The organism is Spongiactinospora rosea, from assembly GCF_003315795.1.
Taxonomy (GTDB): domain Bacteria; phylum Actinomycetota; class Actinomycetes; order Streptosporangiales; family Streptosporangiaceae; genus Spongiactinospora; species Spongiactinospora rosea.
On the sequence record NZ_QMEY01000017.1, the window covers coordinates 1 to 24,004 of the forward strand.

At 71.3% G+C, this 24,004-nt stretch carries 21 protein-coding genes; 14 read left to right on the plus strand and 7 right to left on the minus strand.

The features are described 5' to 3' along the window. On the minus strand, positions 1-325 hold a 325-nt coding region (locus tag DP939_RS30210), incomplete at its 3' end, for a dihydrodipicolinate synthase family protein (protein ID WP_199565515.1). Positions 326-587: 262 nt separating this feature from the next. On the opposite strand from DP939_RS30210, the gene hpaD reads away from it, so the two are divergent. Together hpaD and DP939_RS30220 are read left to right on the plus strand one after the other, a co-directional pair. Next, entirely contained in the window at positions 588-1,445 is an 858-nt protein-coding gene (gene hpaD / locus DP939_RS30215) for a 3,4-dihydroxyphenylacetate 2,3-dioxygenase (protein WP_113984240.1), read from the plus strand. A gap of 125 nt (positions 1,446-1,570) precedes the next feature. After that, the gene (locus DP939_RS30220; protein ID WP_113984241.1) at positions 1,571-2,158 is read left to right on the plus strand and encodes a TetR/AcrR family transcriptional regulator; all 588 of its coding nucleotides are present in this window, start codon (positions 1,571-1,573) and stop codon (positions 2,156-2,158) included. Positions 2,159-2,199: 41 nt separating this feature from the next. On the opposite strand, the gene DP939_RS30225 is transcribed toward DP939_RS30220, so the two are convergent. After that, a complete protein-coding gene (locus tag DP939_RS30225) occupies positions 2,200-3,138 on the minus strand; it encodes an alpha/beta hydrolase (protein WP_113984242.1) in 939 nt (312 codons plus the stop codon). Between the two features lie 4 nt (positions 3,139-3,142). Continuing rightward, positions 3,143-4,141, minus strand: coding sequence for a methyltransferase (locus DP939_RS30230; RefSeq protein ID WP_225878595.1), 999 nt, complete (start codon positions 4,139-4,141; stop codon positions 3,143-3,145). A 273-nt stretch (positions 4,142-4,414) separates the two neighbouring features. Here DP939_RS30230 and DP939_RS30235 point away from each other — a divergent pair, with 273 nt between their 5' ends. The 6 genes from DP939_RS30235 to DP939_RS30260 are packed head-to-tail and all read left to right on the plus strand — an operon-like array spanning position 4,415 to position 11,846. Then, the gene (locus tag DP939_RS30235) at positions 4,415-6,178 is read left to right on the plus strand and encodes a dipeptide ABC transporter ATP-binding protein (protein WP_113984243.1); all 1,764 of its coding nucleotides are present in this window, start codon (positions 4,415-4,417) and stop codon (positions 6,176-6,178) included. 28 nt (positions 6,179-6,206) lie between these two features. Further along, positions 6,207-7,820: an ABC transporter substrate-binding protein gene (locus DP939_RS30240; protein WP_199565516.1), complete on the plus strand. Its 1,614-nt coding sequence runs from the start codon at positions 6,207-6,209 to the stop codon at positions 7,818-7,820. A gap of 12 nt (positions 7,821-7,832) precedes the next feature. Further along, positions 7,833-8,777, plus strand: a complete 945-nt coding sequence (locus DP939_RS30245) for an ABC transporter permease (RefSeq protein WP_113984244.1) — start codon at positions 7,833-7,835, stop codon at positions 8,775-8,777. After that, positions 8,774-9,685 carry an ABC transporter permease gene (locus DP939_RS30250; protein WP_199565517.1) on the plus strand — a complete coding sequence of 304 codons (912 nt, stop codon included), beginning with the start codon at positions 8,774-8,776 and terminating at the stop codon, positions 9,683-9,685. Before DP939_RS30245 ends, DP939_RS30250 begins: the two co-directional genes overlap by 4 nt. 59 nt (positions 9,686-9,744) lie before the next feature. After that, positions 9,745-10,848: a zinc-binding dehydrogenase gene (locus DP939_RS30255; protein WP_113984245.1), complete on the plus strand. Its 1,104-nt coding sequence runs from the start codon at positions 9,745-9,747 to the stop codon at positions 10,846-10,848. A gap of 38 nt (positions 10,849-10,886) precedes the next feature. After that, the gene (locus tag DP939_RS30260; protein WP_225878596.1) at positions 10,887-11,846 is read left to right on the plus strand and encodes an aldo/keto reductase; all 960 of its coding nucleotides are present in this window, start codon (positions 10,887-10,889) and stop codon (positions 11,844-11,846) included. A 37-nt stretch (positions 11,847-11,883) separates the two neighbouring features. Here DP939_RS30260 and DP939_RS30265 read toward each other — a convergent pair whose 3' ends face one another. Continuing rightward, positions 11,884-13,230 (minus strand): glutamine synthetase family protein, encoded by a 1,347-nt coding sequence (locus tag DP939_RS30265; protein ID WP_113984246.1) that lies wholly within the window; start codon positions 13,228-13,230, stop codon positions 11,884-11,886. Positions 13,231-13,367: 137 nt separating this feature from the next. Here DP939_RS30265 and DP939_RS30270 point away from each other — a divergent pair, with 137 nt between their 5' ends. Genes DP939_RS30270 through DP939_RS30290 form a run of 5 tightly spaced genes read left to right on the plus strand, consistent with a single transcriptional unit; the run spans position 13,368 to position 18,041 of the window. Continuing rightward, complete coding sequence (locus DP939_RS30270) at positions 13,368-14,174, plus strand: acetoacetate decarboxylase family protein (RefSeq protein ID WP_113984247.1); 807 nt, start codon at positions 13,368-13,370, stop codon at positions 14,172-14,174. Between the two features lie 28 nt (positions 14,175-14,202). After that, positions 14,203-15,672 (plus strand): aldehyde dehydrogenase, encoded by a 1,470-nt coding sequence (locus DP939_RS30275; protein ID WP_113984248.1) that lies wholly within the window; start codon positions 14,203-14,205, stop codon positions 15,670-15,672. Then, positions 15,665-16,579: a 3,4-dihydroxyphenylacetate 2,3-dioxygenase gene (locus DP939_RS30280; RefSeq protein WP_113984249.1), complete on the plus strand. Its 915-nt coding sequence runs from the start codon at positions 15,665-15,667 to the stop codon at positions 16,577-16,579. The genes DP939_RS30275 and DP939_RS30280 overlap by 8 nt, the downstream gene beginning before the upstream one ends. Beyond that, positions 16,572-17,420, plus strand: coding sequence for a fumarylacetoacetate hydrolase family protein (locus tag DP939_RS30285; RefSeq protein ID WP_113984250.1), 849 nt, complete (start codon positions 16,572-16,574; stop codon positions 17,418-17,420). Before DP939_RS30280 ends, DP939_RS30285 begins: the two co-directional genes overlap by 8 nt. A gap of 48 nt (positions 17,421-17,468) precedes the next feature. Beyond that, entirely contained in the window at positions 17,469-18,041 is a 573-nt protein-coding gene (locus tag DP939_RS30290; protein WP_113984251.1) for a MarR family winged helix-turn-helix transcriptional regulator, read from the plus strand. A 3-nt stretch (positions 18,042-18,044) separates the two neighbouring features. Here DP939_RS30290 and DP939_RS30295 read toward each other — a convergent pair whose 3' ends face one another. The 3 genes from DP939_RS30295 to rph all read right to left on the minus strand — a co-directional run bounded on the left by DP939_RS30295 (position 18,045) and on the right by rph (position 22,986). Beyond that, a complete protein-coding gene (locus DP939_RS30295) occupies positions 18,045-18,758 on the minus strand; it encodes a gamma-glutamyl-gamma-aminobutyrate hydrolase family protein (RefSeq protein WP_225878597.1) in 714 nt (237 codons plus the stop codon). Further along, on the minus strand, positions 18,755-20,245 hold the full coding sequence (locus DP939_RS30300) for an aldehyde dehydrogenase (protein WP_113984252.1): 1,491 nt from the start codon (positions 20,243-20,245) through the stop codon (positions 18,755-18,757). Before DP939_RS30300 ends, DP939_RS30295 begins: the two co-directional genes overlap by 4 nt. Positions 20,246-20,340: 95 nt before the next feature. After that, the gene (rph, locus tag DP939_RS30305) at positions 20,341-22,986 is read right to left on the minus strand and encodes a rifamycin-inactivating phosphotransferase (RefSeq protein WP_113984253.1); all 2,646 of its coding nucleotides are present in this window, start codon (positions 22,984-22,986) and stop codon (positions 20,341-20,343) included. A 166-nt stretch (positions 22,987-23,152) separates the two neighbouring features. Between rph and DP939_RS30310 the strand changes: the two genes are divergently transcribed. After that, positions 23,153-23,962 carry an oxidoreductase gene (locus DP939_RS30310; RefSeq protein WP_113984254.1) on the plus strand — a complete coding sequence of 270 codons (810 nt, stop codon included), beginning with the start codon at positions 23,153-23,155 and terminating at the stop codon, positions 23,960-23,962. The last annotated feature ends 42 nt before the right edge of the window (positions 23,963-24,004 follow it).

The following is a 24,004-nucleotide window of genomic DNA, read 5'->3' on the forward strand; positions in this document are numbered from 1 at the left end:
GGGCGGCGTCGGCGCCGTGGCGGTCGGCGTGGTCGGTGAGGTGGAGGGTGTCTTGGAGGTGGGCGGCGCCGGTGGCGGGGAGGAAGGGGACGGTGTCGTTGGTCTCTTGGGCGACGGTGGTGATGGCGGTGAGGCGTTCGTCGGTGGTCTGGGCGGAGGGTTCGCCGGTGGAGCCGCCGGTGGAGATGCCGTGGGAGCCTTGGCGGAGTTGCCAGCGGACCAGTTCGCGTAGTGAGTCGTGGTCGAGGGTGCCGTCGGTGGTGAACGGGGTGACCACCGGGGCGATGGACCCACGGATCGACGCGGGGTCGGAACGGAATCTCATGAGGCTTCTCCTCGGGTACGGGCATGCGTCATCACGACAGCCGGGGCGGACCGCCGTATGCTTGCCCGGCCACAGGTCAGCAGGGGTTCCCGGCCCCTGCTCTTCAAATCATATACGACATCCTTTAGGTTATGGCATATGCCAAAATATCGACAAACCCCTCCAGACGCCTACATGACACGCATCACGTCCAGAGCGGAGAGGAGACCCCGATGACCCAGATCTCGGACGGTCGGCACCGGCCAGGCAGGAAGGCCGTGTGATGGGAGAGATCGTCCTGGCGGCCAAGATCACTCATGTGCCGTCCATCTGGCTGTCCATCCAGCCCGGCAAGCACTTCGGCATCCGCCGTCCCGCCGAACTCGCCCTCACCGAGGTCGGCCGCCGGGCCCGCGAACGCGGCGCGGACACCTTCCTGGTGGCCGACACGCACTGGATGAACAGCATCGGCTTCCACCTGAACGGCAAGGAACGGCACCGCGCCACCTATGTCAGCCACGAGCTGCCGCACTTCATCCACGACCTGGCCTATGACTACCAGGGCGATCCCGAGCTGGCCGAGCTGATCAGGGAGGAGATCGTCGCCGGGGGCCAGAAGGCCCGCGTGCACACCTACCAAGACCTCGGCCTGGAGTACGCCACGCTGGTCCCGATGTACTTCATGAACCAGGAATCCGGCATCCGCGTGCTGCCCATCGGCTGCAACATCTACTCGACCGTGGAGGAGAACCGCCGGATCGGGGAGGCGCTGCTGCGGGCCGTACGCCGCAGCGACCGCAAGGTGGCGTTCCTGGCCAGCGGCTCCCTCTCGCACGCCTTCCCGCCCAACGAGATCGCCGAATCCCTCCTGGACGACGTCAGCAGTGAGATCAACAAGAACGTCGACCAGGCGGTCCTCGCCATGTGGAACGAGGGGCGGATCGCCGAGTTCCTGGACATGCTGCCCGACTACAACGCGCGCTGCACCGGAGAGGGCGCGATGGCCGACACCGCGATGCTGTTCGGCCTGCTCGGCTGGCGCGACTACACCGGCCGCGGCGAACAGCTCTGCCCGTACTTCGGCAGCAGTGGCACCGGCCAGGTGGTCGTGGACTTCCCGGTCCCCGCGATGCGCCCCTGAAAGGGCCCCTTCCATGGGGCCGGCGATCCCGCCCCGCCTCCGGACGGCATTTTGTCCTACACTGGTAGACGAACGTGCCGGATGGTGTGATCGCCGTGCCCCGATGGCCCGCAGGGAGGTGCCGAATGCCCAAGATCATCGACCATGACAAGCGTCGCAGCGACATCATCGACGTCACATGGGAGCTGATCGTCAAGGGCGGCATCGAGGCGGCGACCATGCGGGAGATCGCGAGCGCGGCCGGGTTCGCCAACGGCGCGCTGAAGCACTACTTCCGGAGCAAGGAAGACATCATCGAGGCGACCTACGAGCGCGCCCTGGCGATGATGAACGAATACGTCTCCATCGAGGGCCGCCGCGGCCTTTCCGCGCTGCGCGCGATGTGCGAGTCCGCCATGCCCATCGACGAGGACCGCATCCTGGCCGGCCGGATACTGCTCACCTTCTGGCACACCTCGCTGGGCAACCCCAAGCTGCACGACAAGTACCTGGAGCACCTGCGCGCCTGGCGCGGCACGCTGCACCGGCTGATCGGCGAGGGGCGGGCCGACGGCGACATCGTCACCGCGCTGCCCGACGAGCAGCTCGTGGACGAGATCGTGCTGCTCAACGCCGGGGCCAACGTGATGAGCCTGGTCGGCCCCGGCTTCTCCACCGTCGAGTTGCAGCGGCGCCACCTGGAGTCCTTCTTCGAGCGGCTGACCCGCCCCTGACGGCGGGTGTGCGCGCCGCCCACGGGGGACGGCGCGCACGCTCAGCCGAACACCGCGCGCAGGTGGCCCGCCACCTGCGCGTGCGAGCGGCCGGAGGCGGGCAGCCCGGTGTAGAGGCCGAAGAACCCGTGGATCTGCCCGTCGTACCTGGTCAGCTCGGTCGGCACGCCCGCCTCGGCGAGCCGCCGCGCGTACGCCTCGCCCTCGTCCCGCAGTACGTCGAACTCCGCCGTCATCACCAGCGCCGGGGGCAGCCCGGCCAGGTCGGCCGCGCGCAGCGGCAGCGCGTACGGCCGGTCCAGGTCGGCGGGGTCGGTCACGTACTGCTCGAAGAACCACCGCATGATCCCCGCCGTCATCCCGAACCCCTCGGCGAAGTCCGCGTAGGAGCCGAAACCGTCGTCGGGGTGGCCGAAGACCGGGCAGATCAGCACCTGCGTGGCCAGGCGGGGGCCGCCGCGGTCCCTGGACATCATCGAGACCACGGTCGACAGATTGCCGCCCGCGCTCTCGCCGCCGATCGCCAGCCGCCCGCCGTCCACGCCGATCGAGCCGCCGTGCGCGGCCAGCCACTCCACCACGGCGTAGCAGTCCTCGGGCGCGGCCGGGAAGGGGTGCTCGGGCGCGAGCCGGTACGCAACGGCCACCACCGCGACCCCGGCCCCATTGCACACCGCGCGCGAGGACACCTCGTTCTCCTCGATCGAGCCGATCGTCCAGCCGCCGCCGTGCAGCCACACGAACGCGGGCACCGGGCCATCGGCCTCGGGCAGGTACACCCGCACGCGGATGTCGCCGCCCGGCCCCGGCACCAGGTGGTCGGTGACCGAGCCGACGGGTTCCAGGTCGGTGGGGAGGGCGAGCCCGGCGGCGAAGGCCGCGCGCAGCTCCGGCGCGGACGGCGGCAGCGGCGGCGCGCCGCCGTCCCCGTCCGGGGCCATGGCCGTGAGCAGCTCGGTCACGGCCGGGTCCAGTGGCATGGCGCTACTCCTTTCCGGTCGCTTCGGCGACCAGGACGCGGGGGCTGCCGGGCAGGGCCAGCCGGTCCACGGGCCGCCAGCCGGCCTGCTCCAGCCAGCCGCGGACCTGCGCCTCCTCGTACACGACGGTCCCGTCGATCACCAGGTACTCCCCGGCGTGCAGGGCGTCGATGGGCCGCTGCCGCTCGTCGTCGTCCAGGAAGAAGTCCAGCAGCAGCAGCGTCGCGCCGGGCGCGGCGGCGGCACGGGCGTTGCGCAGGATCTGCTCGTTCTGCCCGGCGTCGAAGCGGTGGACGACGTGGTTGACCATGACGAGGTCGTAGGAGCCCTCCGGCCGCGCGGTGGCGGTGGCCTCGCCGGTCACCACCGCCCGGTCGGCGAACCCCGCCTGCTTCACCTGCTCGGCCACCGCGCCGGTGAAGGACGGGTCGTAGACGAAGGTGGCGCGCAGAGCGGGGTTGGCGCGCAGCGCCTCCAGGGCGAAGCCGCTGGAAAGACCGCCGAGGTCCAGCAGGTTCGTGTATCCGGAGAAGTCGAAGGCGGTGCCCAGCATCCTGGCGTGCAGGGCGTTGTAGGTCATCACGCCGGACATGAACGTGCCCCAGCGCTCCTCGTTCATCCCGAGGTCGCCGGGCGCGGTGGTGTCCACGGTCTGGTCGAACTGCAGCCAGTGGCCGTAGCTGATCTCGTTCAGGAAGGTGAGGAAGGGCCCGAGGTCCAGTTCGGACCCCTCGCCGGTCAGGTACGCCGCCGCCTCCGGGCCGAGCCGGTAACGGCCGTCGGCGCGGGTCAGCAGCCCGAGGGCGGACATCGCGTCGGCCAGGATGCGGGCCATGCGCGGGGTGACCCCGGTGGCCTCGGCGATCTCCGCCGCGCTGCGCTCGCCTTCGGCGAGGGCCTGGAACAGCCCGATGCGGCGGGCGGCGAAGAGCTGCTTCGCGCCCATGTAGCCGATCGCGATGTCGACGATCCGGTCCGGGGAGGGTGGTGTGGACGTGCTCACGGAGTGCTCTTTCTTTCGTGGATCGACGTGCGGGTCTTCCTTCGCGCGCCGCCCGCAGCTAATCTCTACGCGCGTAGACGTTAACCATAGGGATGATCGCTCCCCCGCGAAAGCCTCCGTCTACGAACGTGGAATAACCGTTGACAGTGGGGATGCGGTCTGTCAACCTTTGTAGAACTATCTGGCCGGACAAGGATTTCGGCAGCTCAATGCGGGTGCGGACAACCCTGCGGAGCCTTCCATTGACCGGTGCCAGGAAGGGAACTCTCGCGCATGTCGCTGCTCAATCTGACGGATGTGACGATCGGCGTCACCCAGGACACCGCAGGACACGAAGAACGGCTCGACCTCGTTCATGGGCTCACCCTCGACGTCGCCGCAGGGCAGACGCTCTGCGTCGTCGGCGAGTCCGGCAGTGGCAAGACCGTGACCGCCCTGTCGGTCGTCCGCCTGCTGGAGTTCGTCGCCCCCGTCTACACCGAGGGCGAGATCGCGGTGGGCGGCGTCGATGTCACCCGGCTGGGCGCCGAGCAGATGCGCGCGTACCGGGGCGCCAGAATCGGAATGATCTTCCAGGAGGCGCTCGACTCGCTCAACCCGGCCCAGCGCGTCGGCGCCCAGCTCCTGGAGGCGTACCGCCCCGGGGGCGGCCCGGCGCGCGGCGGAAGTAAGGCACGCAAGGCGGCCGAGGCCAAGGCCAGGACACTGCTGACCGAGGTCGGGCTGACCGACACCGCGAGGATCATGGCGCTCTACCCGCACCAGATGTCCGGCGGCATGCAGCAGCGGGTCATGATCGCGATGGCGTTGATGTCCGACCCCGACATCCTCATCGCCGACGAGCCGACCACCGCGCTCGACGTGACCACCCAGGCCGAGATCCTCTCGCTGTTCCAGCGGGTGCAGCGCGAGCACCAGACCGCCTGCGTGTTCATCACCCACGACATGGGCGTGGCCGCCGAGATCGCCGACCGGATCGCGGTGATGTACCGCGGCAGGCTGGTGGAGATCGGCGACAAGCTCGACATCCTGACCGCCCCGCGGCACCCCTACACCCGGGCGCTGCTGGAGTGCGTGCCGCGGCTCGGCGTGAGCCGCCGCGAGGGCTTTCCGACGATCTCGGAGGCCAGGCTCAGGGCGGTCACCGAGGGCAGGGCCGGCCGGGACGAGCCGGTCACCGAGACCCTGCGCCTGCCCGATGCCCCAACCCCCGCCGGGGACACCCCGCCGCTGGTCATCGACCGGGTCACCAAGGTCTACGGCCGGAGGTCGCGCTTCGCCCGCCGGCCGCCGGTGCGCGCGGTCAGCGAGGTGTCGCTGGAGATCGCGCCCGGTGAGTTCTTCGGGCTGGTGGGGGAGTCCGGTTCGGGCAAGACGACCCTCGGCCGGATGGTCGCCGCGCTGGAGACGCCCACCTCGGGCGGGATCGCCTTCGGCGAGCACACGATCACCTCGGCCGGGCTGAGCGGGGACGAGCGGGCCTTCCGCCGCCAGGCGCAACTCGTCTTCCAGGACCCGCAGAGCTCACTGGACCCACGGCACACCGTGGCGAGGATCATCGCCGAGCCGCTGCGCGAACTCACCCCGTTGCGCGGCGGCGAACTGGACCGCCGGGTGGCCGAACTGATCGACGAGGTCGGCCTGCCCGCCGGCTGCGCCGGCCGGCTCCCCGCCCAGCTGTCCGGCGGCCAGCGGCAGCGCGTCTCCATCGCGCGCGCCGTGGCCGCCCGGCCGCGGCTCATCGTGGCCGACGAGCCCACCTCCGCCCTGGACGTCTCGGTACAGGGGCAGGTCATGAACCTGCTGCTGCAACTACGGCGCTCCTACGGCATCAGTTTCCTGTTCATCACCCACAACCTCAGCCTGGTGCTGTCCGTCGCCGACCGGGTCGGTGTGATGTACGGCGGCGAGCTGATCGAGACCGGTACCCCCCACGAGATCGCCACATCCTCCACCCACGACTACACCCGCCGTCTGCTGGCGGCGAACCCGGACCTGTCGGCGTACGTCGGCAGGCACAGCGGCTCCAGCAGGTGACCCCCCTCGAACCAATAGCGAGAACCGAATGAACGTGCTCAACAGCCGACCGCGCCACCTGCGGGCCGGTCTGGCCGCCGCCGCCACGGCGGGCGTCCTGCTCCTGGCCGGATGCGGAGGCGGCGCCAGGCCGTCCGCCGACACCGCCGCCGCCGCCGGACCGCCGGTGCGCGGCGGGAACCTGACCGTCGCCGTCCCCACCGATCCGCAGTCCCTCGACATGGTCGCCAACCCCGGGCAGGTGACCGCGCACATCGGCAACCTGCTGTACGAGAAGCTGTTCGAGGTCGACAAGGAGTTCGCGGCCAGGCCCATGCTGGTCGAGACCTACGAGACCAGTTCCGACCGGCTCACCTACACCTTCAAGCTGCGCAAGGATGTCACGTTCCACGACGGCAGCCCGCTCACCGCGGCGGACGTCGTGGCCAGCCTGCAGCGCTGGCTGAAGAGCCACGTCACCGGCCAGCAGGTCGCCCCCGACGTGGTGGCCCTCAAGGCTGACGGCGACGACACGGTCAAGCTGAGGCTGAAGGAGCCCCGCTACCCGCTGATCGACGAGCTGGCCAGCCCCGGCACGGAGATCTACGCGGCCAAGAACCTCAAGGGAGTGCCGGCCACCGGCTTCACCGACAAGGGCGCGATCGGCACCGGGCCGTACAAGCTGGCCTCCTGGGACATCGGCCGCCAGGTCGTGCTGGAGCGCTACGGCGACTACAGGTCGCGCGCCGACGAGGACTGGGGCGGCCAGGCCGGGGCCAAGCACGCCTACCTCGACACGATCACCTACAAGGTCGTCGCCGACCAGGACGCCGTGATCAACGGCCTGCAGACCGGCCAGTGGCAGCACGCCATGCCGGGCGACGACCAGTACACCGCGCTGAAGGAGAACGCCTCCGTCGTCGTGGGCAACGTGGCCGGGGCCAACCAGAACGTGATCATCCCCAACCACGACAAGGGCTCCAAGTTCGCCGACGTGCGCGCCCGCCAGGCGCTCAACCTGCTCATGGACAAGCCCGCCATGAACGCGGCCACCGGCGGCGGCCCCGACCTCACCGCCGCGGTCGGCGCGATGGTCTCCGAGGACAACGCCGCCCTGTACTCCACCGTCGGCGACGAGGTCTACAAGCAGCACGACCCGGCCAAGGCCAAGGAGCTGTTCGCGCAGGCCGGGGTCAACGCCGGTGACACGGTGCGGATCGTGACCTCCAACAGCTACCCGCAGTTCGCCCAGTGGGCGGTGCTGCTGCAGGACCAGCTCGCCAAGATCGACATCAAGACGAAGATCGACACCTACGACTTCCCGACGATGCTGGGCACGATCAACAAGGACCCCGGCGGCTGGGACCTCACCACGCTGTTCTTCAACGCCGCGCTGACCTCCCCGTCGCAGATGCCCGCGGTCACGCTCGGCGCGTTCAACGGCTCGGCCTCGCCGCAGATCGCCGGGCTGGTCCGCGAGTACAACGCGGTCACCTCGCCCGTGCAGGCCAAGGAGGTGATGGACAAGCTCCAGAAGCTGGTCTGGGAGCAACTGCCCGTCATCACCCTGAGCCAGTCCAAGCTGTACGCGGCCTGGTCGCCCGAGCTGAAGGGCTACGACGGGTTCTACCGCGTCTTCTGGAACTCCTGGCTGAAAAAGTGAGAGGGGGCGGACATGGCGGCGCTTCTGCTGCGGCGGCTGCGTGACCTCGTTCTCATCCTGCTGATCGTCGGCACGATGATGTTCTTCGTCGTGCGCCTGATGCCCGGCGATCCCGCCATGGCCATCCTCGGCCCGATGGCGAGGCCGCAGGACGTCGAGGCGCTGCGGCAGAGCATGGGCCTGACCGGCTCGCTGTGGAGCCAGTACCTGAGCTGGATCGGCAACGTCGTGCAGGGCGACTTCGGCACCTCGATCACCTACCACGCGTCGGTGATCCCCGTGGTGGCCGAGCACTTCCTGCCGACGCTGACGCTGGCCCTGATCAGCACCGCCGTCAGCTTCGCGGTGGCGGTGGTGATCACGTTCTGGAACGCGGTCGCGCCGCGCAACCCGGTGGCCTCCCTGCTGACCAGGATGTCCGGGCTGGGCATGGCGATCCCGGACTTCTGGATCGCGCTGATCCTGGTGCTGGTGTTCGCGGTGACGCTGCGCTGGTTCCCCTCCAGCGGGTACGTCGGCCTCCTCAGCGACCCGGCCGCCGCCGCGGGGACGCTCGTGCTGCCGGTGATCTGCCTGGTCATCGGGCAGTCGGCGCTGTTCATCCTGACGCTGCGGGAGAGCGTGCTCGGGGAGCTGCCGCAGACCTACCTGCGCACCGCGCGGGTCAAGGGGCTGTCGGAGCGGCAGGTGATGCTCGGCCATGTGCTGCCGAACGCGCTCATGCCGCTGGTCACGCAGCTCGGCAGCAACTTCGCGATGATGATGGGCGGCATCGTGATCATCGAGTCCATCTTCGTGATCCCCGGCCTCGGTTCGCTGCTCCTCGGCGCGGTGTTCACCCGCGACTTCCCGCTGGTGCAGGGAGTGACGTTGTTCGTGGCGCTGATGTTCGTACTGGTCAACCTGCTGGTCGACCTGTCGTACGCGCTGCTCGACCCGAAGGTGCGTGTCTCGTGACCCCCACCGCCCACATGGCGGCCCCGGCGTCCGGGCGGGCGGCCTCGCCGCTGGCCCGGGCGCTGCGGCGCAACCGCCTGCTCGGCGTCGCCACCGCGCTGCTCGTGCTGATCGTGCTCGCCGTGGTGATCCTGCCGCCGTTCCTGCCGGACGCGAACGCCACCGACCCCGTCAACCGGCTGCTGCCGCCCTCCGCCGAGCACCTGCTCGGCACCGACTCCTACGGCAGGGACGTCTTCAGCCGGCTGGTGTCCGGCGGGCGGGCCTCGCTCGGCCTGTCGGCGCTCATCACCGTGTGCGCCGCGTTCACCGGCATGGTGATCGGCCTGGTCAGCGGCTTCTACCGGGCGGTGGACGCCGTGGTCATGCGGATCATGGACGCCTGGATGTCGTTCCCCGCGGTCATCTTGGCCATGGCCCTGGCGATCGGGATGGGGGCCAGCATCTGGACCGAGCTGATCGCGCTGACCGTGCTGTTCACGCCGTTCACCGCCCGGGTGATCCGCAGCCGTGTGCTCAGCGTGGCGGCCCGGCAGTACATCGGGGCGGCCCGGGTCTCCGGGATGCGGCCCGCCAAGATCCTGGTGGTCCACGTCCTGCCCAACGTGCTTCCGCTGGCGCTGGTGCAGGTGGTGATCCTGTCGGCCTCGGCGATGCTGGTGGACGGGGCGATGAGCTTCCTCGGCATGGGCATCGCGCCGCCCACCCCGACCTGGGGGAACATGGTCGCCGAAGGGCGTTCGTACCTGGTCCAGGCGCCCTGGCTGATCGTGGTGCCGGGCATCGCGATCATGACCTGCGTGCTGCTGCTGAACCTGATCGGCTCGTCCATGCGCGACGTGGTGGACCCGCGCGCCAGGGCGCTCAGCGACCTGCAGCGGCTGCGGGCGCGCGGCGCCGCACGGTGACGCCGCACCGCATTCCCCGCAATGTTTCACTCAACCCGTAGAAGGCGACGAAGGTGACAATGCCTACCAAGACCGCCGCCGCCGTGCTCACCGGGCACGGCCGGCCGCTGGACCTTTCGGACGTGCCGCTGCCCGGCGAGGTCGAGCCGGGCGCCGCGCTGGTCCGCATCACCTGCACGACCCTCTGCGGCACCGACGTCCACCTGTGGGCCGGGCAGATGACCTTCCCCGGGATGCTGCCGATGATCCTCGGCCACGAGATGGTCGGCGAGGTCGTCACCGCGGGGGAGGGCACCACCGACGCGCTCGGCCGCCCGCTCGCCCCCGGCGACCGGATCGGCTGGTCGGAGTCCACCTGCGGGCGCTGCCACGGGTGCGCGGTGCTGCGCGAGCCGGTCGCCTGCGTCAACCGCGGATACGGCTTCATGCAGCGCTCGGACCGCCCGCCGTACGCGACCGGGGGCCTGGTCGAGTACTGCTACGTGACGCCGGGGGCGGCCAAGCTGCTGCTGCCGGACGACGTCAAGGACACCTGGGCGGCGATGTCCGGCTGCGCGGCCAAGACGGTGCTGCGCGCGGTGGACCGGGCGGGCGGCATCCGCGCGGGCTCCACCGTGGTGGTCCAGGGCGCGGGCGCGCTCGGCATCTTCGCCACCGCCGTGGCCCGCCTGTCCGGCGCCGGGACGGTCGTGACCGTTGGCGGCCCGGACGACCGGCTCGCGGCGGCCCGGCGGTTCGGCGCGGACGCCACCGTCTCGGTGGACCTCGGCAAGGACGAGCGGATCGCCCGCCTGCGCGAACTGACCGGCGAACGCGGCGCGGACTACGTCTTCGACCTCGCGGGCGCGCCGACCGTCGCGGAGGAGGCCGTCGCGGTGGCCGCCCAGCGCGGCACCATCGCCGTGGTCGGCACGACCGGGCCGGGGCTCGCCGGCGTCCCGCTCGGGACCGTGATGGGCAAGGAGCTGACCGTGGTCGGCTCGCTCAACGGCGACATCGCCGACTACCACCGGGCGGTCGGCTTCTTCCAGACGTTCGCCGACCGCATGCCCTGGGACGACCTGTTCAGCGAGCCGGTGGGGCTGTCCGGGGCGAGCGCGAGCGTCGAGTCGATGTCCCGGCTCGGCCAGATCAAGGCCGTCATCGACCCCCGCCTGCCGTGAGCGCCATGACCGCGATGAGACATGAGGAAGGGCTGAAAGTGAGCGACACCGCCATCCCGCGCCGCCGGATCGGCCGCAGCGAACTGGAGACGGGAGTGCTGGCCCTCGGGTCCTGGCACACCTACGACCGGATGGACTTCCGCGACGCCGCCACGATGATCCGCGAGGCGGTGGACGCGGGCATCGACCTGTTCGACGTGGGCGTGTACGGCTTCCCGGGGATGCCGCCGGTGTTCACCGACATCATCTTCTCCGCGCTGGTGCGCGCGGCCGGGCTGCGCCGCGAGGACTACCTGCTCTCGTCCAAGCTGTGGCTGGAGGGCTACCCCGAGCACGGTCTGCGCGCGCAGATGGAGAACGCGCTGTTCCGCGTGGGCGCCGAGCACGCCGACCTGGTGGTGCTCGGCGACGTCCGGGACGAGGGGATGAACCTGCACCGCCTCGTCCTGGACATGGCCGAGTTGTGCGCCGCCGGGCTGGTCAGGGCGTGGGGCGTGAACAACTGGTCGGCGGCCAACGTGCAGACGCTGATCAACGCGGCGGCCGGGGAGGGCGTCGCGGGACCGGCCATCGCCCAGCTCAAGTACAGCGTCTCGCGGCGCTCGATCCCGGACGGCGGGCCGTTCGCGCGGATCTTCGAGCAGGGCGTCGGCCTGCAGTCCTCCGACGTGCTCGAAGGCGGGGTGCTGCTCGGCAAGGGCGTGGCCCGCCAGGTCGGCCGCGACCCCGGCGGGATCAGGCAGAAGATCGCCGCCTCCGCGCCCGAGCTGGCCCGGGTCGCCGCCGATCTGGGGGCGACTCCCGCGCAGGTGTGCGTGGCCTTCACGCTCACTCACCCGGCCAACGTCACGACCCTGTTCGGGGCCACGAGTCTGGACCAGCTCCGCGACAACCTGGCCGCCGTGGACCTGGTGGAACGCGTCGGGGCCGCCGAACTACGGGCGCTGGTGGAGCCCCTGTGGGCGGACAGGGACGTCGTCGATCCCGAGGGTCCGTAAACCCACCTGCGGGGCCCCGCGAGGGGGCCCCGCCGTTTCACAGGTGGTAGGAGTACTCCCCGAACTCCCAGTCGGTCACGTGCCGCCGGAAGCGCGCGATCTCATCGCGCTTGTAGGCCAGGAACGACGCGGCGAACTCCTTGCCCAGCAGCTCGGTCAGCTCGGTGTCGGCGGCGAAGGCGTCCAGCGCCGCGCCGAGCGTCATGGGCAGCAGCGCCGCCTTGGACCGGTCGTATCCGTGGCCGACCACGGGCGCGGGCGGTTCCTCGGCCGCCCGCAGACCGAGCAGCGCCGCCGCCAGCGTGCCGGCGATCACCAGGTAGGGGTTGGCGCTCGCGTCGCCCAGCCGTACCTCAAGGCGCGACCCCGCCCCGCGCTCCGGCGGGATGCGGACCATGGCGCTGCGGTTGTCCAGGCCCCAGTCGATCAGCCAGGGGGCCGCGGTGTCCGGGCCGAACCGCTTGTAGGAGTTGATCGTCGGGTTGGCCAGGGCGGCCAGCGCGGGCGCGTGGGCCAGCACGCCGGCCATCGCGTGCCTGGCCCCCGCCGAGAGCCCGTACGGCGCGGCGGGGTCGTCGAAGACGTTGCGCCCGTCCTCGTCCACGCACGAGAGGTGCAGGTGGAAGCCGGACCCGCCCTGGTCGTTGAACGGCTTGGCCATGAAGGTGGCCAGCCGCCCCTCGGCGCGGGCCAGCTCCTTGATCGCCGTCTTGAACCAGAACGTGCGGTCGGCGGCGTCCAGCGCGGCCGAGTGGGTGAGATTGATCTCGAACTGGCCGCCGCTGAACTCGTGGTTGCCCGCCGACACCCCGATCCCGAGGTCGCGCAGATGGCGCAGGGTCCGGGTGAGGTGCCCGGCGGGGTCGCCGCGGCGGCCCGCGGTGTAGACGTCGCCGGTGTGGTCGGCGTAGGGCCGCCAGCCGCCGTCCACCGGGTCGCACAGGAAGTATTCGAGCTCGGGGCCGACGACGGGGCGCAGCCCGAGTTCGGCGCACCGGGCCAGGACCCGGCGCAGCACGTCGCGCGGCGACTCGGGGGCGGGCGCGCCGGTGGCGGGGTCGATGACGTCGCCGTGGCACCAGGCCACCCCCGGCTCCCACGGCAGCGGGGTCAGGGTGGACAGGTCAGGGACGACGTTGATGTCGGGCAGCCCGGCGTCGAGCCCGCCGCTGACGTCCACGGTGTCGCCGCGCGGGCTGGTGTGGTAAACCGCCCGGCAGAAGGCGAGCCCGTGCGCGCAGACGGCGGGCAGCGATTCCAGGAGTACGTCGCGGGCTCGATCGGCCCCGGTGAGGTCCGGGTAGGTCACGCGAACCACATCGACGCCGAGTTCGGCCATGCGGTTGATGTGCTCCTGGACCTGGGCGGATGCTGGACCGCTCACAGGCAGATCTCCTCGGAGGGCACGTAATCGTTTGAGGTCAAACGTAATGGTCGCGCGTCGCGGGCCGCAAGGTGTTGACCGCGCCGGTCCGCGAAACCTATTTTGTTTGGAGCCAAACGATATGCAGGAGGACCACCGTGGCGAGTGTCCGCGGCTACTTTCACCCCAAGACGGCCACGGGCCGGTCGTCGCTCATCCCCGAGCCCCCGTGGCACTACTCGGGCGACCTGCTGACCGTCGAGTACCGCACCGACCCCGCCCGGGTGCGCGAACTGCTGCCCGAGCCGCTGGGGCTCGCCCCCGAAGATCCCGGCGCGGTGGCGCTGATCTGGGCCGACTGGCAGTCCTGCGGGGCCTCGCGGGAGGAACTGCTGGACCCGGTGCGCGCCCAGTACAAGGAGGCGTTCGCCGTCGTGCGCTGCTCCTACCGGGGACGCGTCTACTCCAGGTGCGTCCACATCTGGGTGGACAAGGACTTCGCCATCGCCCGCGGCCTGCACCAGGGCTACCCCAAGAAGCTCGGGTCGATCCACCTGACCCGCTCCCACCCGTACGGGCCCGCGCCTCGGATCGAGGCCGGGGCCAGGTTCGGCGCGACCCTGGCGGCGGCCGACCGCCGCCTGGCCCAGGCCGTCGTCACGCTGCGCGAACCGTCCGAGACCGCCGGGTTCGTCAACGGCCACCCGATGGCCCACCACCGCTGGCTGCCCGCCATCGGCAAGGGCGGCGGCCTGGCCCTGGACGAGCTGGTGGAGTCGGGGGCGGCCTCCTTCGAGGGCGGACAGCCGTGGGCGGCCGACGCCGAGCTGGAACTGTTCGACTCGCCCACCGAGGAGCTGTCCCGCCTCGCCGTCCACGAGCCCATCGGGGCGTACTACCGCCAGATCGGCGTCGTGTGGGACGGCGGCACCCTCCTGGAATCCGGTACCTCGGGCGCGGAGTAGCCCGGCTTCGACTTTGGAGACACCCGACATGTCCGAACAGATCTCGGTCGGCGGCACGACCGTCGACACCCGGCACTGGATCGGCGGCCGGCGCGTCGCCTCCGCCGCCACCTTCACCGACGTCTCGCCCATCGACGGAGCCGTCCTCGGCGAGATCTCCCGGGGCGGCGCCGAGGAGGCCGGCGCCGCGGTGGCCGCCGCCGCTGCCGCCTTCCCCGCCTGGGCCGCCACCCCCCGCGAACGGCGGGCCGCGGTGCTGCGCGCCATCGCCGACGGCGTGGACAAGCGCCTGGAGGAACTGGCCATCGTCGAGACCCTCGACAACGGCGCGCTGCTGCGCTCCCACCGGCGCGGCGTGATGCCCAGGGTCGCGCACAACTTCCGCTTCTTCGCCGAACGGCTGGAAGGGCTCGGCCACGACGACTTCGACACCCGTGGCCACACCAACCACGTGAGCTGGGACCCGGCCGGGCCCTGCGCCCTGATCACCCCCTGGAACGCTCCCCTCATGCTGGCCACCTGGAAGGTCGCCCCCGCCCTCGCGGCGGGGAACACCGTGGTGCTCAAACCGGCCGAGTGGTCGCCGCTGACCGCCTCGCTGCTGGCCGGCATCGCCGCGGACGCCGGGCTGCCCCCGGGGGTGCTCAACGTCGTCCAGGGGTACGGCGCGGAGGCCGGGGCGGCGCTCGCCGGGCACCCCGGCGTACGCCGGATCAGCTTCACCGGTTCGGTGCCGACCGCCCGGCACATCGCCGCCGCGGCCGCGCCCAACCTCACCCCGCTCAGCCTGGAACTCGGCGGCAAGTCGCCGCTGCTGGTCTTCGAGGACGCCGACCTCGACCTCGCCGTGGACCTGGCCGCCGAGCAGTACGACAACGCCGGGCAGGTCTGCCTGGCGGCCACCCGGCTGCTGGTCCACGCGCCGATCGCCGCGGAGTTCACCCGGCGGCTGACCGAGCGCGCCGAGGCACTGGTCCAGGGCGACCCCCGGGACGAGGCCACCGGCATCGGCCCCCAGATCCACCCCCGCCAGCTGGAGAAGATCGACGGCTTCGTGCGGCGGGCGGTCGCCGACGGCGCGCGCGTGCTGGCCGGTGGCGGCCCCAACACCGCCCTGGGCGGCCTGTACTACCGCCCGACCCTGCTCACCGACGTCCGGCAGGATTCGGAGATCGTCCAGGAGGAGGTCTTCGGGCCGGTCCTGACCCTGCAGACCTTCGACACCGAGGAGCAGGCGGTGACGCTGGCCAACGACACCCGCTTCGGCCTGGCCGCGACCGTCGCCACCGGCGACCGGGCCCGCGCCGAGCGCGTCACCGCCCGCCTGGTTGCGGGCACGGTCTGGGTGAACTGCTTCTTCGTCCGCGACCTGCGGGCCCCGTTCGGCGGGTCGCGCGAGTCCGGCGTCGGGCGCGAGGGCGGCGACTGGAGCTTCGACTTCTACTGCGACCTCAAGAACACCGTCAGCGCGCCGGGGGGATGGCGGGACCATGGGTGAGATCGTCGGCGCGGGGCTGCTCGCGCACGTCCCGACCATCGTGCTGCCCGAGGCCACCCGCCGCGAGCTGAACGACGGCAAGGAGATCAGCCTGGTCACCGGCCTGCGCGCGCTGCGCGAGGAGGTCTTCGACACCCTGGACTACGACACCGTGGTGGTCCTGGACTCGCACTGGGCCACGACCGTGGAGTTCGTGGTCACCGCGCACGCCCGCCGCGCCGGGCTGTTCACCTCCGAAGAGCTCCCGCGCGGAATGTGCAGGATGCCCTACGACTTCCCCGGCGATCCGGAGCTGGCGCACAGCGTGGCCTCCTTCGCGGGCGCGCGCGGCACCTGGATCACCCCCATCGACGACCCGTACCTGCCGATCTACTACGCGACCACCAACCTGTGGAAGTACCTCGGCGAGGGGCTGCCGGACAAGCGGTGGGTCAGCATCGGGGTGTGCCAGACCGGTGACATGGAGGACCACCTGCGGCTGGGCCGGGCGCTGGCCGACGGCATCGCCGCCACCGGGCGCAAGGTCGTGCTGATCGCCTCCGGCGCGCTGTCGCACACCTTCTGGCCGCTGCGCGAACTGCGCGCGCACGAGGCCAGCGACCCCTCGCACATCTTCACCCCCGGGGCCAGGGCGGCCGACCTGGAGCGCATCGGCTGGTTCAAGGAGGGCCGGCACGACCTCGTGCTGAAGACCATGCCGGAGTTCCGCAAGTTCAAGCCCGAGGCCGGGTTCGGGCACTACCTGATGATGGCGGGGGCGCTCGGCGAGGAGCGCTGCACGGCCCCGGCGCGGCAGTACGGCGAGTACGAGAACTCCGTCGGCACCGGGCAGGCCCTGCTCTGGTTCGACCGGCCGCGCGACGGCTGGGCCGCCGCCACCGCGTCCCTGGGAGGGGAGCATGCCTGAGTACCGCCGCATCCTGCTCGACGGCGCCGCCGTGCGGGTCGTGCGCGAGGGCGACCTGCTGGTGTCGCCGGACGGCCGCAGCGTCCCCGCGGACAAGGCCGTCCACCTGCCGCCGGTGGAGCCATCGAAGATCATCGCCGTGCACCTCAACCACCGCAGCCGGGTGGCGGAGTTCCAGATCACCCTGTCCGCCACCCCGACCTACTTCCACAAGCCGACCTCGGCGCTGAACGCGCACAACGGCGCGGTCGTGCGGCCGGAGGGCTGCAGGTGGCTCAACTACGAGGGCGAGGTGGCCATCGTCATCGGCCGGACCTGCCGCAACGTCTCGCCGGAGGAGGCGGGGGAGTACATCGCCGGGTACACCGTCGCCAACGACTTCGGGCTGCACGACTTCCGTGACACCGACGCGGGTTCGATGCTGCGGGTCAAGGGCTCGGACACGCTGTGCCCGCTCGGCCCCGGCCTGGTCACCGACTGGGACTTCCGCGGCAAGTACCTGCGCACGTACGTCAACGGCACGGTCGTCCAGAACGGCTCCACCGACGAGATGACCTGGGACATGAACTACCTCGTCGCCGACATCGCCCGCACCATCACCCTGCTGCCCGGCGACGTGCTGCTGTCGGGCACCCCGGCCAACTCCCGGCCGGTCGGCCCCGGCGACGTGGTGGAGGTCGAGGTGGAGGGCCTGGGCAGGCTCACCAACCACGTCGTGACCGGCCCAGTCCCGGTACGGGCGGACGTCGGCGCGCAGCCGACCGAGTCGGAGGAGGTGCTGTCCACCGCGCTGGGCGGCGACTGGGAGTTCCGCGGGATACGGCCGCCGCGGCGCGGCTGACTATAATTCGGGGCCGAACGAGCGGCGTGAGGAAGTGACAGGGGCCAGGTGACAGGTCAGCGTTCCATCACCGAGACGGAGAAACTGGTCCAGGGCAGGCTCGGCGGGATCGCCATCCGGCACGAGCAGATGGCGGTCGTGGCCAACATCCACCGCGCCGCCGCCGCGGTCCGGCAGCACCTGGAGAATTCCGTGCTGCGCGACGTGGACCTGACCTGGACGGGCTTCGTGGTGCTCTGGGTCATCTGGATCTGGGGCGAGTCGGAGTCGCGGCAGGTGGCCGAGGAGGCGGGCATCTCCAAGGGCACGCTGACCGGCGTGTCGCGCACCCTGGTGTCGCGCGGGCTGATCGCGCGCTCCGAGCACGCCGGTGACCGGCGGCTGGTGCTGCTCGGGCTCACCCCGCGCGGGGAGGAGCTGATGCGCCGGGTGTTCCCCGACTTCAACGCCGAGGAGGCGTTCGTGGCCGAACGCCTCACCCCCGAGGAGTGCCTGACCACCGCCGACGCGCTGCGCCGCATCGTGCGCCAGGTGGAGGAGCACGGCGAGGAGCGGCGGCTGCGCCTGCTCGGCGGCGCGCGTCCCGCGCCGCGCCGCAGCGGACGCCGCCCGAAGGCGTAGCGGTCAGCCGCCCGCCGCGCGCACCAGGCCGTCGAACAGCGCCTGCTGCGCGGGGTCGCGGGCGGCGGTGTCCTCCGGGTGCCACTGGACGGCGGCGAACCACCCGGGCAGCGCCGTGCCCTCGGCGCCTTCCACCGTGCCGTCGGCGGCGTGCGCGGTGGCGGTCAGGCCCTCGCCGAGGCGGTCCACCCGCTGGTGGTGGTAGCAGGAGGCGTCCAGCTTGGGCACGCCGGTGACCCGTTCGAGCAGCGAGCCCGGCCGCAGCGCGACCGGGTGGACGACATGGCGGTGCTCCAGGCCGGGCCCGCCCATGTCCTGGTGCAGGGTGCCGCCGAGGGCCACGTTGACCACCTGCATGCCGCGGCAGACGGCCAGCACCGGCAGGCCCGCCGTGAGCGCGTATCGGGCCAGGGCCAGGTCGAAGCCGTCCTGCTCGTCGTCCACGTCGTAGACGTCCTCGTGCCGGTCGGCCGCGCCGTACCGGTGCGGGGCCACGTCGCCCCCGCCGGGCAGCAGCAGCCCGTCGAACCTGGCCATCCTTTCGGCCACCTCGCCGGGATCGGCCCGGCCGCCCGGCGCGTGCGGGTGCAGGCTCACCGGCTCGCCGCCCGCCCGCCACACCGCCTCGATCAGGGCCCTGGCGCCGACCTCCGCGGCGTACCGCAGGGCGGAGGCGGAGGCGGAGAACCGGGCCGGAACGGCGATCAGCGGTCTCACAGCTGGATCCAGGTGGTCTTCAGCTCGGTGTACTTCTCCAGCGCGTGCACGGACTTGTCCCGGCCGTTGCCGGACTGCTTCATCCCGCCGAACGGCACGGTCAGATCGCCCTCCTCGTAGCAGTTCACCCAGACCGTCCCGGCCCGCAGCGCCCGGGACACCCGGTGCGCGGTGCGCAGGTCGGCCGTCCAGAGGCCCGCGGCCAGGCCGTACTCGGTGGCGTTGGCCAGTGCCACCGCCTCCTCCACGTCGTCGAAGACGAGCACGGACAGCACCGGCCCGAAGATCTCCTCCCTGGCCAGCCGCATGCCCGGCTCCACCCGGTCGAAGACGGTCGGCCGCAGGAAGCTGCCGGTGGCGGGGATCCGCTCGCCCCCGGCCCGCAGCCGCGCCCCGGCGGCGACCCCGGCCTCGATGTGGCCGAGCACGCGTTCCAGGTGGCGTTCGCCGGCCAGCGGGCCCATCTCGGTCGCCGGGTCGAGCGGGTCGCCGACCACCAGCGCGCGGGCGCGTTCGGTCACCGCCGCGGTGACCTCCTCGGCGATCGAACGGTGGACCAGTAGCCGGGAGGGCGCGGTGCACATCTCGCCCTGGTTGAAGAAGACGCCCCAGGCGGCGGTGGCGGCGGCGGCCGCGAGGTCGGGGGCGTCCGGCAGGATGATGTTGGGGGACTTGCCGCCCAGCTCCAGCCAGACCCGCTTGAGGTTGGAGTCGGCCGAGTAGCGCAGGAACTCCCGCCCGACCGCCGCCGACCCGGTGAAGGCCAGTACGTCCACGCCGGGGTGCAGGCCGAGCGCCCGCCCGGCGGTGGGGCCGTCGCCGCAGACGACGTTCAGCACGCCGGGCGGCAGCCCGGCCTCGGTCGCCAGCCTGCCCAGCTCCAGCGCGGACAGCGGGGACAGTTCGGAGGGCTTCAGCACCACCGTGCAGCCCGCGGCCAGCGCGGGCGCGACCTTCCAGGAGGCCAGGGTGAGCGGGAAGTTCCACGGCACGACCGCGCCGACGACCCCCGCGGGCTCCCGGGTGACCAGGGCGAGGGCGTCGGGGGCGACCTGGGGGGCCTCGTCGGCCTGCTTGCCGGCCAGTTCGCCGTACCAGCGGAAGGTGCCGATCGCGGCGCGCAGCTCGATGGCGTACGCGTCGCTGATCGGCTTGCCCATCTCCAGCGAGACCAGCAGCGCCAGCCGCTCGCGGTGCCGCTCGATCAGCTCGGCCAGCCGCAGCAGGGCCCGGCCCCGCTCGGCCGGGGCCATGCGCGGCCAGGGGCCCTCGTCGAACGCGCGCCGGGCGGCGGCCACCGCGAGCCCGATCTCCGCCTCGCCGCCGTCGGCGACCTCGGCCAGCGTGCCGCCGTCGCGCGGTGAGACGACCGCGAAGCCGCCCGGCGCGCCGGGCAGGTCCTCGCCGTCGATGTGGTGGCGGGTGGCCGGGACGAGGGCCGCCGCCAGGCCCAGCCACTCGTCATGGGAGATGTCCGTGCCCGGCATGTCGGCCCCGTCCTTCCGTCTCACCGCGTCTGGTGGTGAACGAGAATGTATGGGCCCAAACGATTCTCGTCAATGCGCGGCGAGGGACGCGGCGGCTAGACGTCTTCGAGGATCTCCACGTACCCCTCGTCGCCGTTGACCCGGATGAGCTGGCCGTCCTTGATGCGCTTGGTCGCGTCCTCCACGCCCGCCACGGCGGGCAGGCCGTACTCGCGGGCGACCACCGCGCCGTGCGTCATCACGCCGCCGACCTCCATGACCAGGCCCTTGACCGACACGAACAGCGGCGACCAGCTCGGGTCGGTGAAGACCGTGACCAGGATGTCGCCCTCCTGGATGTCGGCCTCGTCCATCTTCAGGACCAGCCTGGCCCGGCCCTCGACGACGCCGGAGGAGACGGGGCTGCCGCTCAGCGCGCCCTCCGGCCTGCTGCCCGGCTCGTACTCACCGCTGATCACCTCGCCCTCCGAGGTGATCACCCGGGGCGGGGTCAGCTTCTGGAAGACCTCGTGCGCCTCGCGGCGGTTGATGATCAGCGAGTAGTCCAGCTCACCGGTGTTGACGACCTTCCTGAACTCCTCGATGGACAGGAAGTAGACGTCCTCCGGCTCCTTGATGATGCCGCGCTCCACCAGCTTGACCGCCTCGCCCATCAGCGCCTGCTTGTAGATCTCGTAGCGCAGCAGCAGCGAGTGCTTGGAGTATTCGCGGTAGCCGATGAAGTGGCGGATCAGGCTCATCTTCTTGGCGGCCTTCTTGGCCTTGCCCGAGCCGCCGGACAGCTTGCGCAGCCGGGCCAGGAGGTCGTTGATGGTCTGCTCGGCCAGCGCCCGGCCGCCCTCGGCCTTGCGGCGGGCCTCGCCCGGAGGGAAGTTCTCGATGTTGCCCAGGATCAGCGGGACGAGCAGCGTCGGGTCCTCGGTCCACCGCGTCCTGGTGATGTCGATGTCGCCGGTGCAGTGCATGCCGTACAGGCGCAGGTAGTTCTGCAGCGCGACGCGCACGGTCTCGCCGCCCTCGACTTCGACAAGGCCGCTGTAGAAGGTCTCCCTGCGGGCCGTCTTGAGGTAGCGCACCACCTCCGGGTACCGGCGCACGATGTCGGAGACCTCCAGCAGGTCCAGGCCCATCGCGGCGACGACGTTGTGGTCGGCGGACCTGCCGACCAGGTCGGCGGCGTTCTTCACCCCCAGCCAGTCGTCCATGTGCTTGTTCACCCAGTTCACCGACTGGATGCCGAGGAACGCCGCGGCCACGCTGCGCGGGTCGAAGGTGAGCTCCGACAGCACGTCGTGGTCGTCGATGATGACCTCGAACAGCTCGTCGCCGCTCTTGCCCGCGATGTTCTGGCGGAGCCGTTCGACCGTCGCCTCGGTGTGCGCGATCAGGTCGGGCACGACGCGGGGGTCGTCCTCACGGGCCAGCTTGAGGTAGTTGCGGGCGATCGGCATCAGGCCGCCCTCGCCGAAGTCCAGCATCGAGGTCTTGCCGCGCGCCAGCGAGCCGATGAAGTCCTTGTGCGTCATCACCGCGCGCAGGGCGTTGGCCATCAGCGCGTCGACCTGCTGCAGGCTCTTGATCATGGCGGGCCGCGCCCAGGGCGAGCCCAGCTCGGCGGAGACGTCCTTGTAGAAGCGGTTGCCCGCCACGATGCCGGCCGTACGGCCCAGCTTGTCGTGCAGCAGTGTGAAGAACGACAGGCCGAGCGGGGCGAACGCGTCGGTCATCATCTGCCGGTGCCCGTAGGAGACGAACACGTGGTTCTTGCCGTCGTGGGTGGGCGGCACGGGGTAGAGCGTGGTGATGGGCCTGCTCTGCAGTACGTGGAAGGTGCCCTCGAACAGGGCCCACTCGATGTCCTGCGGCACGCCGAAGTGCGCCTCGATCCGCCGTCCCAGACCCTCCAGCAGCAGGATCTGCTCGTCGCCGAGCGTCTGCGCGTTCTGCCGCGCGGGCTCGATCGGCCGCTCCTCAGTGCCGCCGTTGGGGGAGGCGTGCATCTCCATCGTCTTGGTGGCGACGCGCTTCTCGATGATCCGCCCGGCCCGCACGCGGTAGTTGTCGGCGTTGACGAGTCCGGAGACGAACGCCTCGCCCAGGCCGAATCCGGCGTCGATGGAGACGACCGTGCGGTTGGAGGAGATCGGGTCGGCGGTGAACATGATGCCGGCCGCCTCGGGGAAGACCATCCGCTGGACGACCACGGACAGCCGGACGGCGCGGTGGTCGAAGCCGTTCTGGATGCGGTAGGCCGTCGCGCGGTCGGTGAACAGCGAGGCCCAGCACCGCTGCACCGCGTCGATCACGGCCGCGGTGCCGCGCACGTTCAGGTAGGTGTCCTGCTGGCCGGCGAACGAGCTGGAGGGCAGGTCCTCGGCGGTGGCGCTGGAGCGCACCGCGAACGGCACGTCCTCCCCGCCGGCCTGGCCGAGGTGGGCGAGGATGTCGCGGCCGATGCCGGCGGGCACGTCCAGCGCCTCGATCGCGGCGCGCAGCCGCGTGCAAGCCGCGGCGATGGCCTCCCGGTCGTCGGCCCGCAGCCCCGCCAGTCCGTCGATCATCGCGCCGATGGCGGCGTCGCCCTCCACCACCTCCCGGTAGGCGTCGGTGGTGACGCAGAACCCGTACGGCACGTTGACACCATCGATCCCGGACAGCTCGCCCAGGTTGGCGCCCTTGCCGCCGACCAGCCCGATCGCGGACTTGTCGATGTCGTGGAAACCGAGCACGTAAGCGCTCATGGCTGATTCCCGTCTCTCTTCATGTGTGGCCGGCTCGCACGGAACCGGCGCCGGGGCCGCCGGGGGTGTTGACCACATCTCCGGCGTAATTACAATACAGTACAGCTCTGCATTTAAATAGCCGGGTCCACCGAACCGCCCGGCCCCCAAGCGAAGGAAGCCATCGATGGCAGCCAAGATCTGTCTCGTCACCGGAGCCTCGTCGGGCATCGGCCGCGCCACCGCCCTGGAACTGCGCAAGGCCGGTCACGTCGTGTACGGCGCGGCCCGCCGCGTACAGCGGATGGACGACCTGCGGCGGGCCGGCGGCCACCCCGTGGCGATGGACGTCACCGACGAGAACGACCTCGACCGCGTCGTCCGCACGATCCTCGACGAGCAGCGCCGGATCGACGTACTGATCAACAACGCCGGGATCGGGCTGCACGGCGCGATCGAGGACATCCCGGTCGACAAGGCCCGCGCGCTGTTCGAGGTCAACCTCTTCGGCCCGGCCCGGCTCACCCAGCTCGTCCTGCCGCACATGCGCGCGCAGCGCTCCGGGACGATCGTCAACGTCTCCTCGATCGCGGGCGAGATCTCCCTGCCGCTCGCCTCCTGGTACCACTCCTCCAAGCACGCCCTGGAGGCCTACTCCGACTCGCTGCGGCAGGAGTGCCTGCCGTTCGGGATCAAGGTGGTGGTCGTCCAGCCGGGCATCATCAAGACCGAGTTCGAGGACGAGACGCCGCGTGAGCTGCGCGAGGTCTCCGGGAGCGGGCCGTACGGGAGGCTGGCCGAGGCGATGGCGAGCCGGGCCGAGGGCACCCACAAGGCGTCCGACCCCGCCGTGGTCGCCCAGACGATCAGCAAGGTGCTCGCACTCCGCACCCCCAAGCCGCGCTACGCCGTGGGCTACATGGCCAAGACGATCCTGATGCTCAACCGGCTGCTGCCCGCCCGGAGGTTCGATGCCATGGTCACCAAGATCGGCTGACGGCGCTTCCGATGGAAAATACACTGGTGCGGCCAAGCCGGT

What these genes read in the sequence shown, in the direction of transcription:
- hpaD (WP_113984240.1), top strand. Translation starts at nt 588, where the DNA reads ATGGGAGAGATCGTCCTGGCGGCCAAGATCACTCATGTGCCGTCCATC.
- DP939_RS30220 (WP_113984241.1), top strand. Translation starts at nt 1,571, where the DNA reads ATGCCCAAGATCATCGACCATGACAAGCGTCGCAGCGACATCATCGAC.
- DP939_RS30225 (WP_113984242.1), bottom strand. Translation starts at nt 3,138, where the DNA reads ATGCCACTGGACCCGGCCGTGACCGAGCTGCTCACGGCCATGGCCCCG.
- DP939_RS30235 (WP_113984243.1), top strand. Translation starts at nt 4,415, where the DNA reads ATGTCGCTGCTCAATCTGACGGATGTGACGATCGGCGTCACCCAGGAC.
- DP939_RS30240 (WP_199565516.1), top strand. Translation starts at nt 6,207, where the DNA reads ATGAACGTGCTCAACAGCCGACCGCGCCACCTGCGGGCCGGTCTGGCC.
- DP939_RS30245 (WP_113984244.1), top strand. Translation starts at nt 7,833, where the DNA reads ATGGCGGCGCTTCTGCTGCGGCGGCTGCGTGACCTCGTTCTCATCCTG.
- DP939_RS30255 (WP_113984245.1), top strand. Translation starts at nt 9,745, where the DNA reads ATGCCTACCAAGACCGCCGCCGCCGTGCTCACCGGGCACGGCCGGCCG.
- DP939_RS30275 (WP_113984248.1), top strand. Translation starts at nt 14,203, where the DNA reads ATGTCCGAACAGATCTCGGTCGGCGGCACGACCGTCGACACCCGGCAC.
- DP939_RS30280 (WP_113984249.1), top strand. Translation starts at nt 15,665, where the DNA reads ATGGGTGAGATCGTCGGCGCGGGGCTGCTCGCGCACGTCCCGACCATC.
- DP939_RS30285 (WP_113984250.1), top strand. Translation starts at nt 16,572, where the DNA reads ATGCCTGAGTACCGCCGCATCCTGCTCGACGGCGCCGCCGTGCGGGTC.
- DP939_RS30300 (WP_113984252.1), bottom strand. Translation starts at nt 20,245, where the DNA reads ATGCCGGGCACGGACATCTCCCATGACGAGTGGCTGGGCCTGGCGGCG.
- rph (WP_113984253.1), bottom strand. Translation starts at nt 22,986, where the DNA reads ATGAGCGCTTACGTGCTCGGTTTCCACGACATCGACAAGTCCGCGATC.
- DP939_RS30310 (WP_113984254.1), top strand. Translation starts at nt 23,153, where the DNA reads ATGGCAGCCAAGATCTGTCTCGTCACCGGAGCCTCGTCGGGCATCGGC.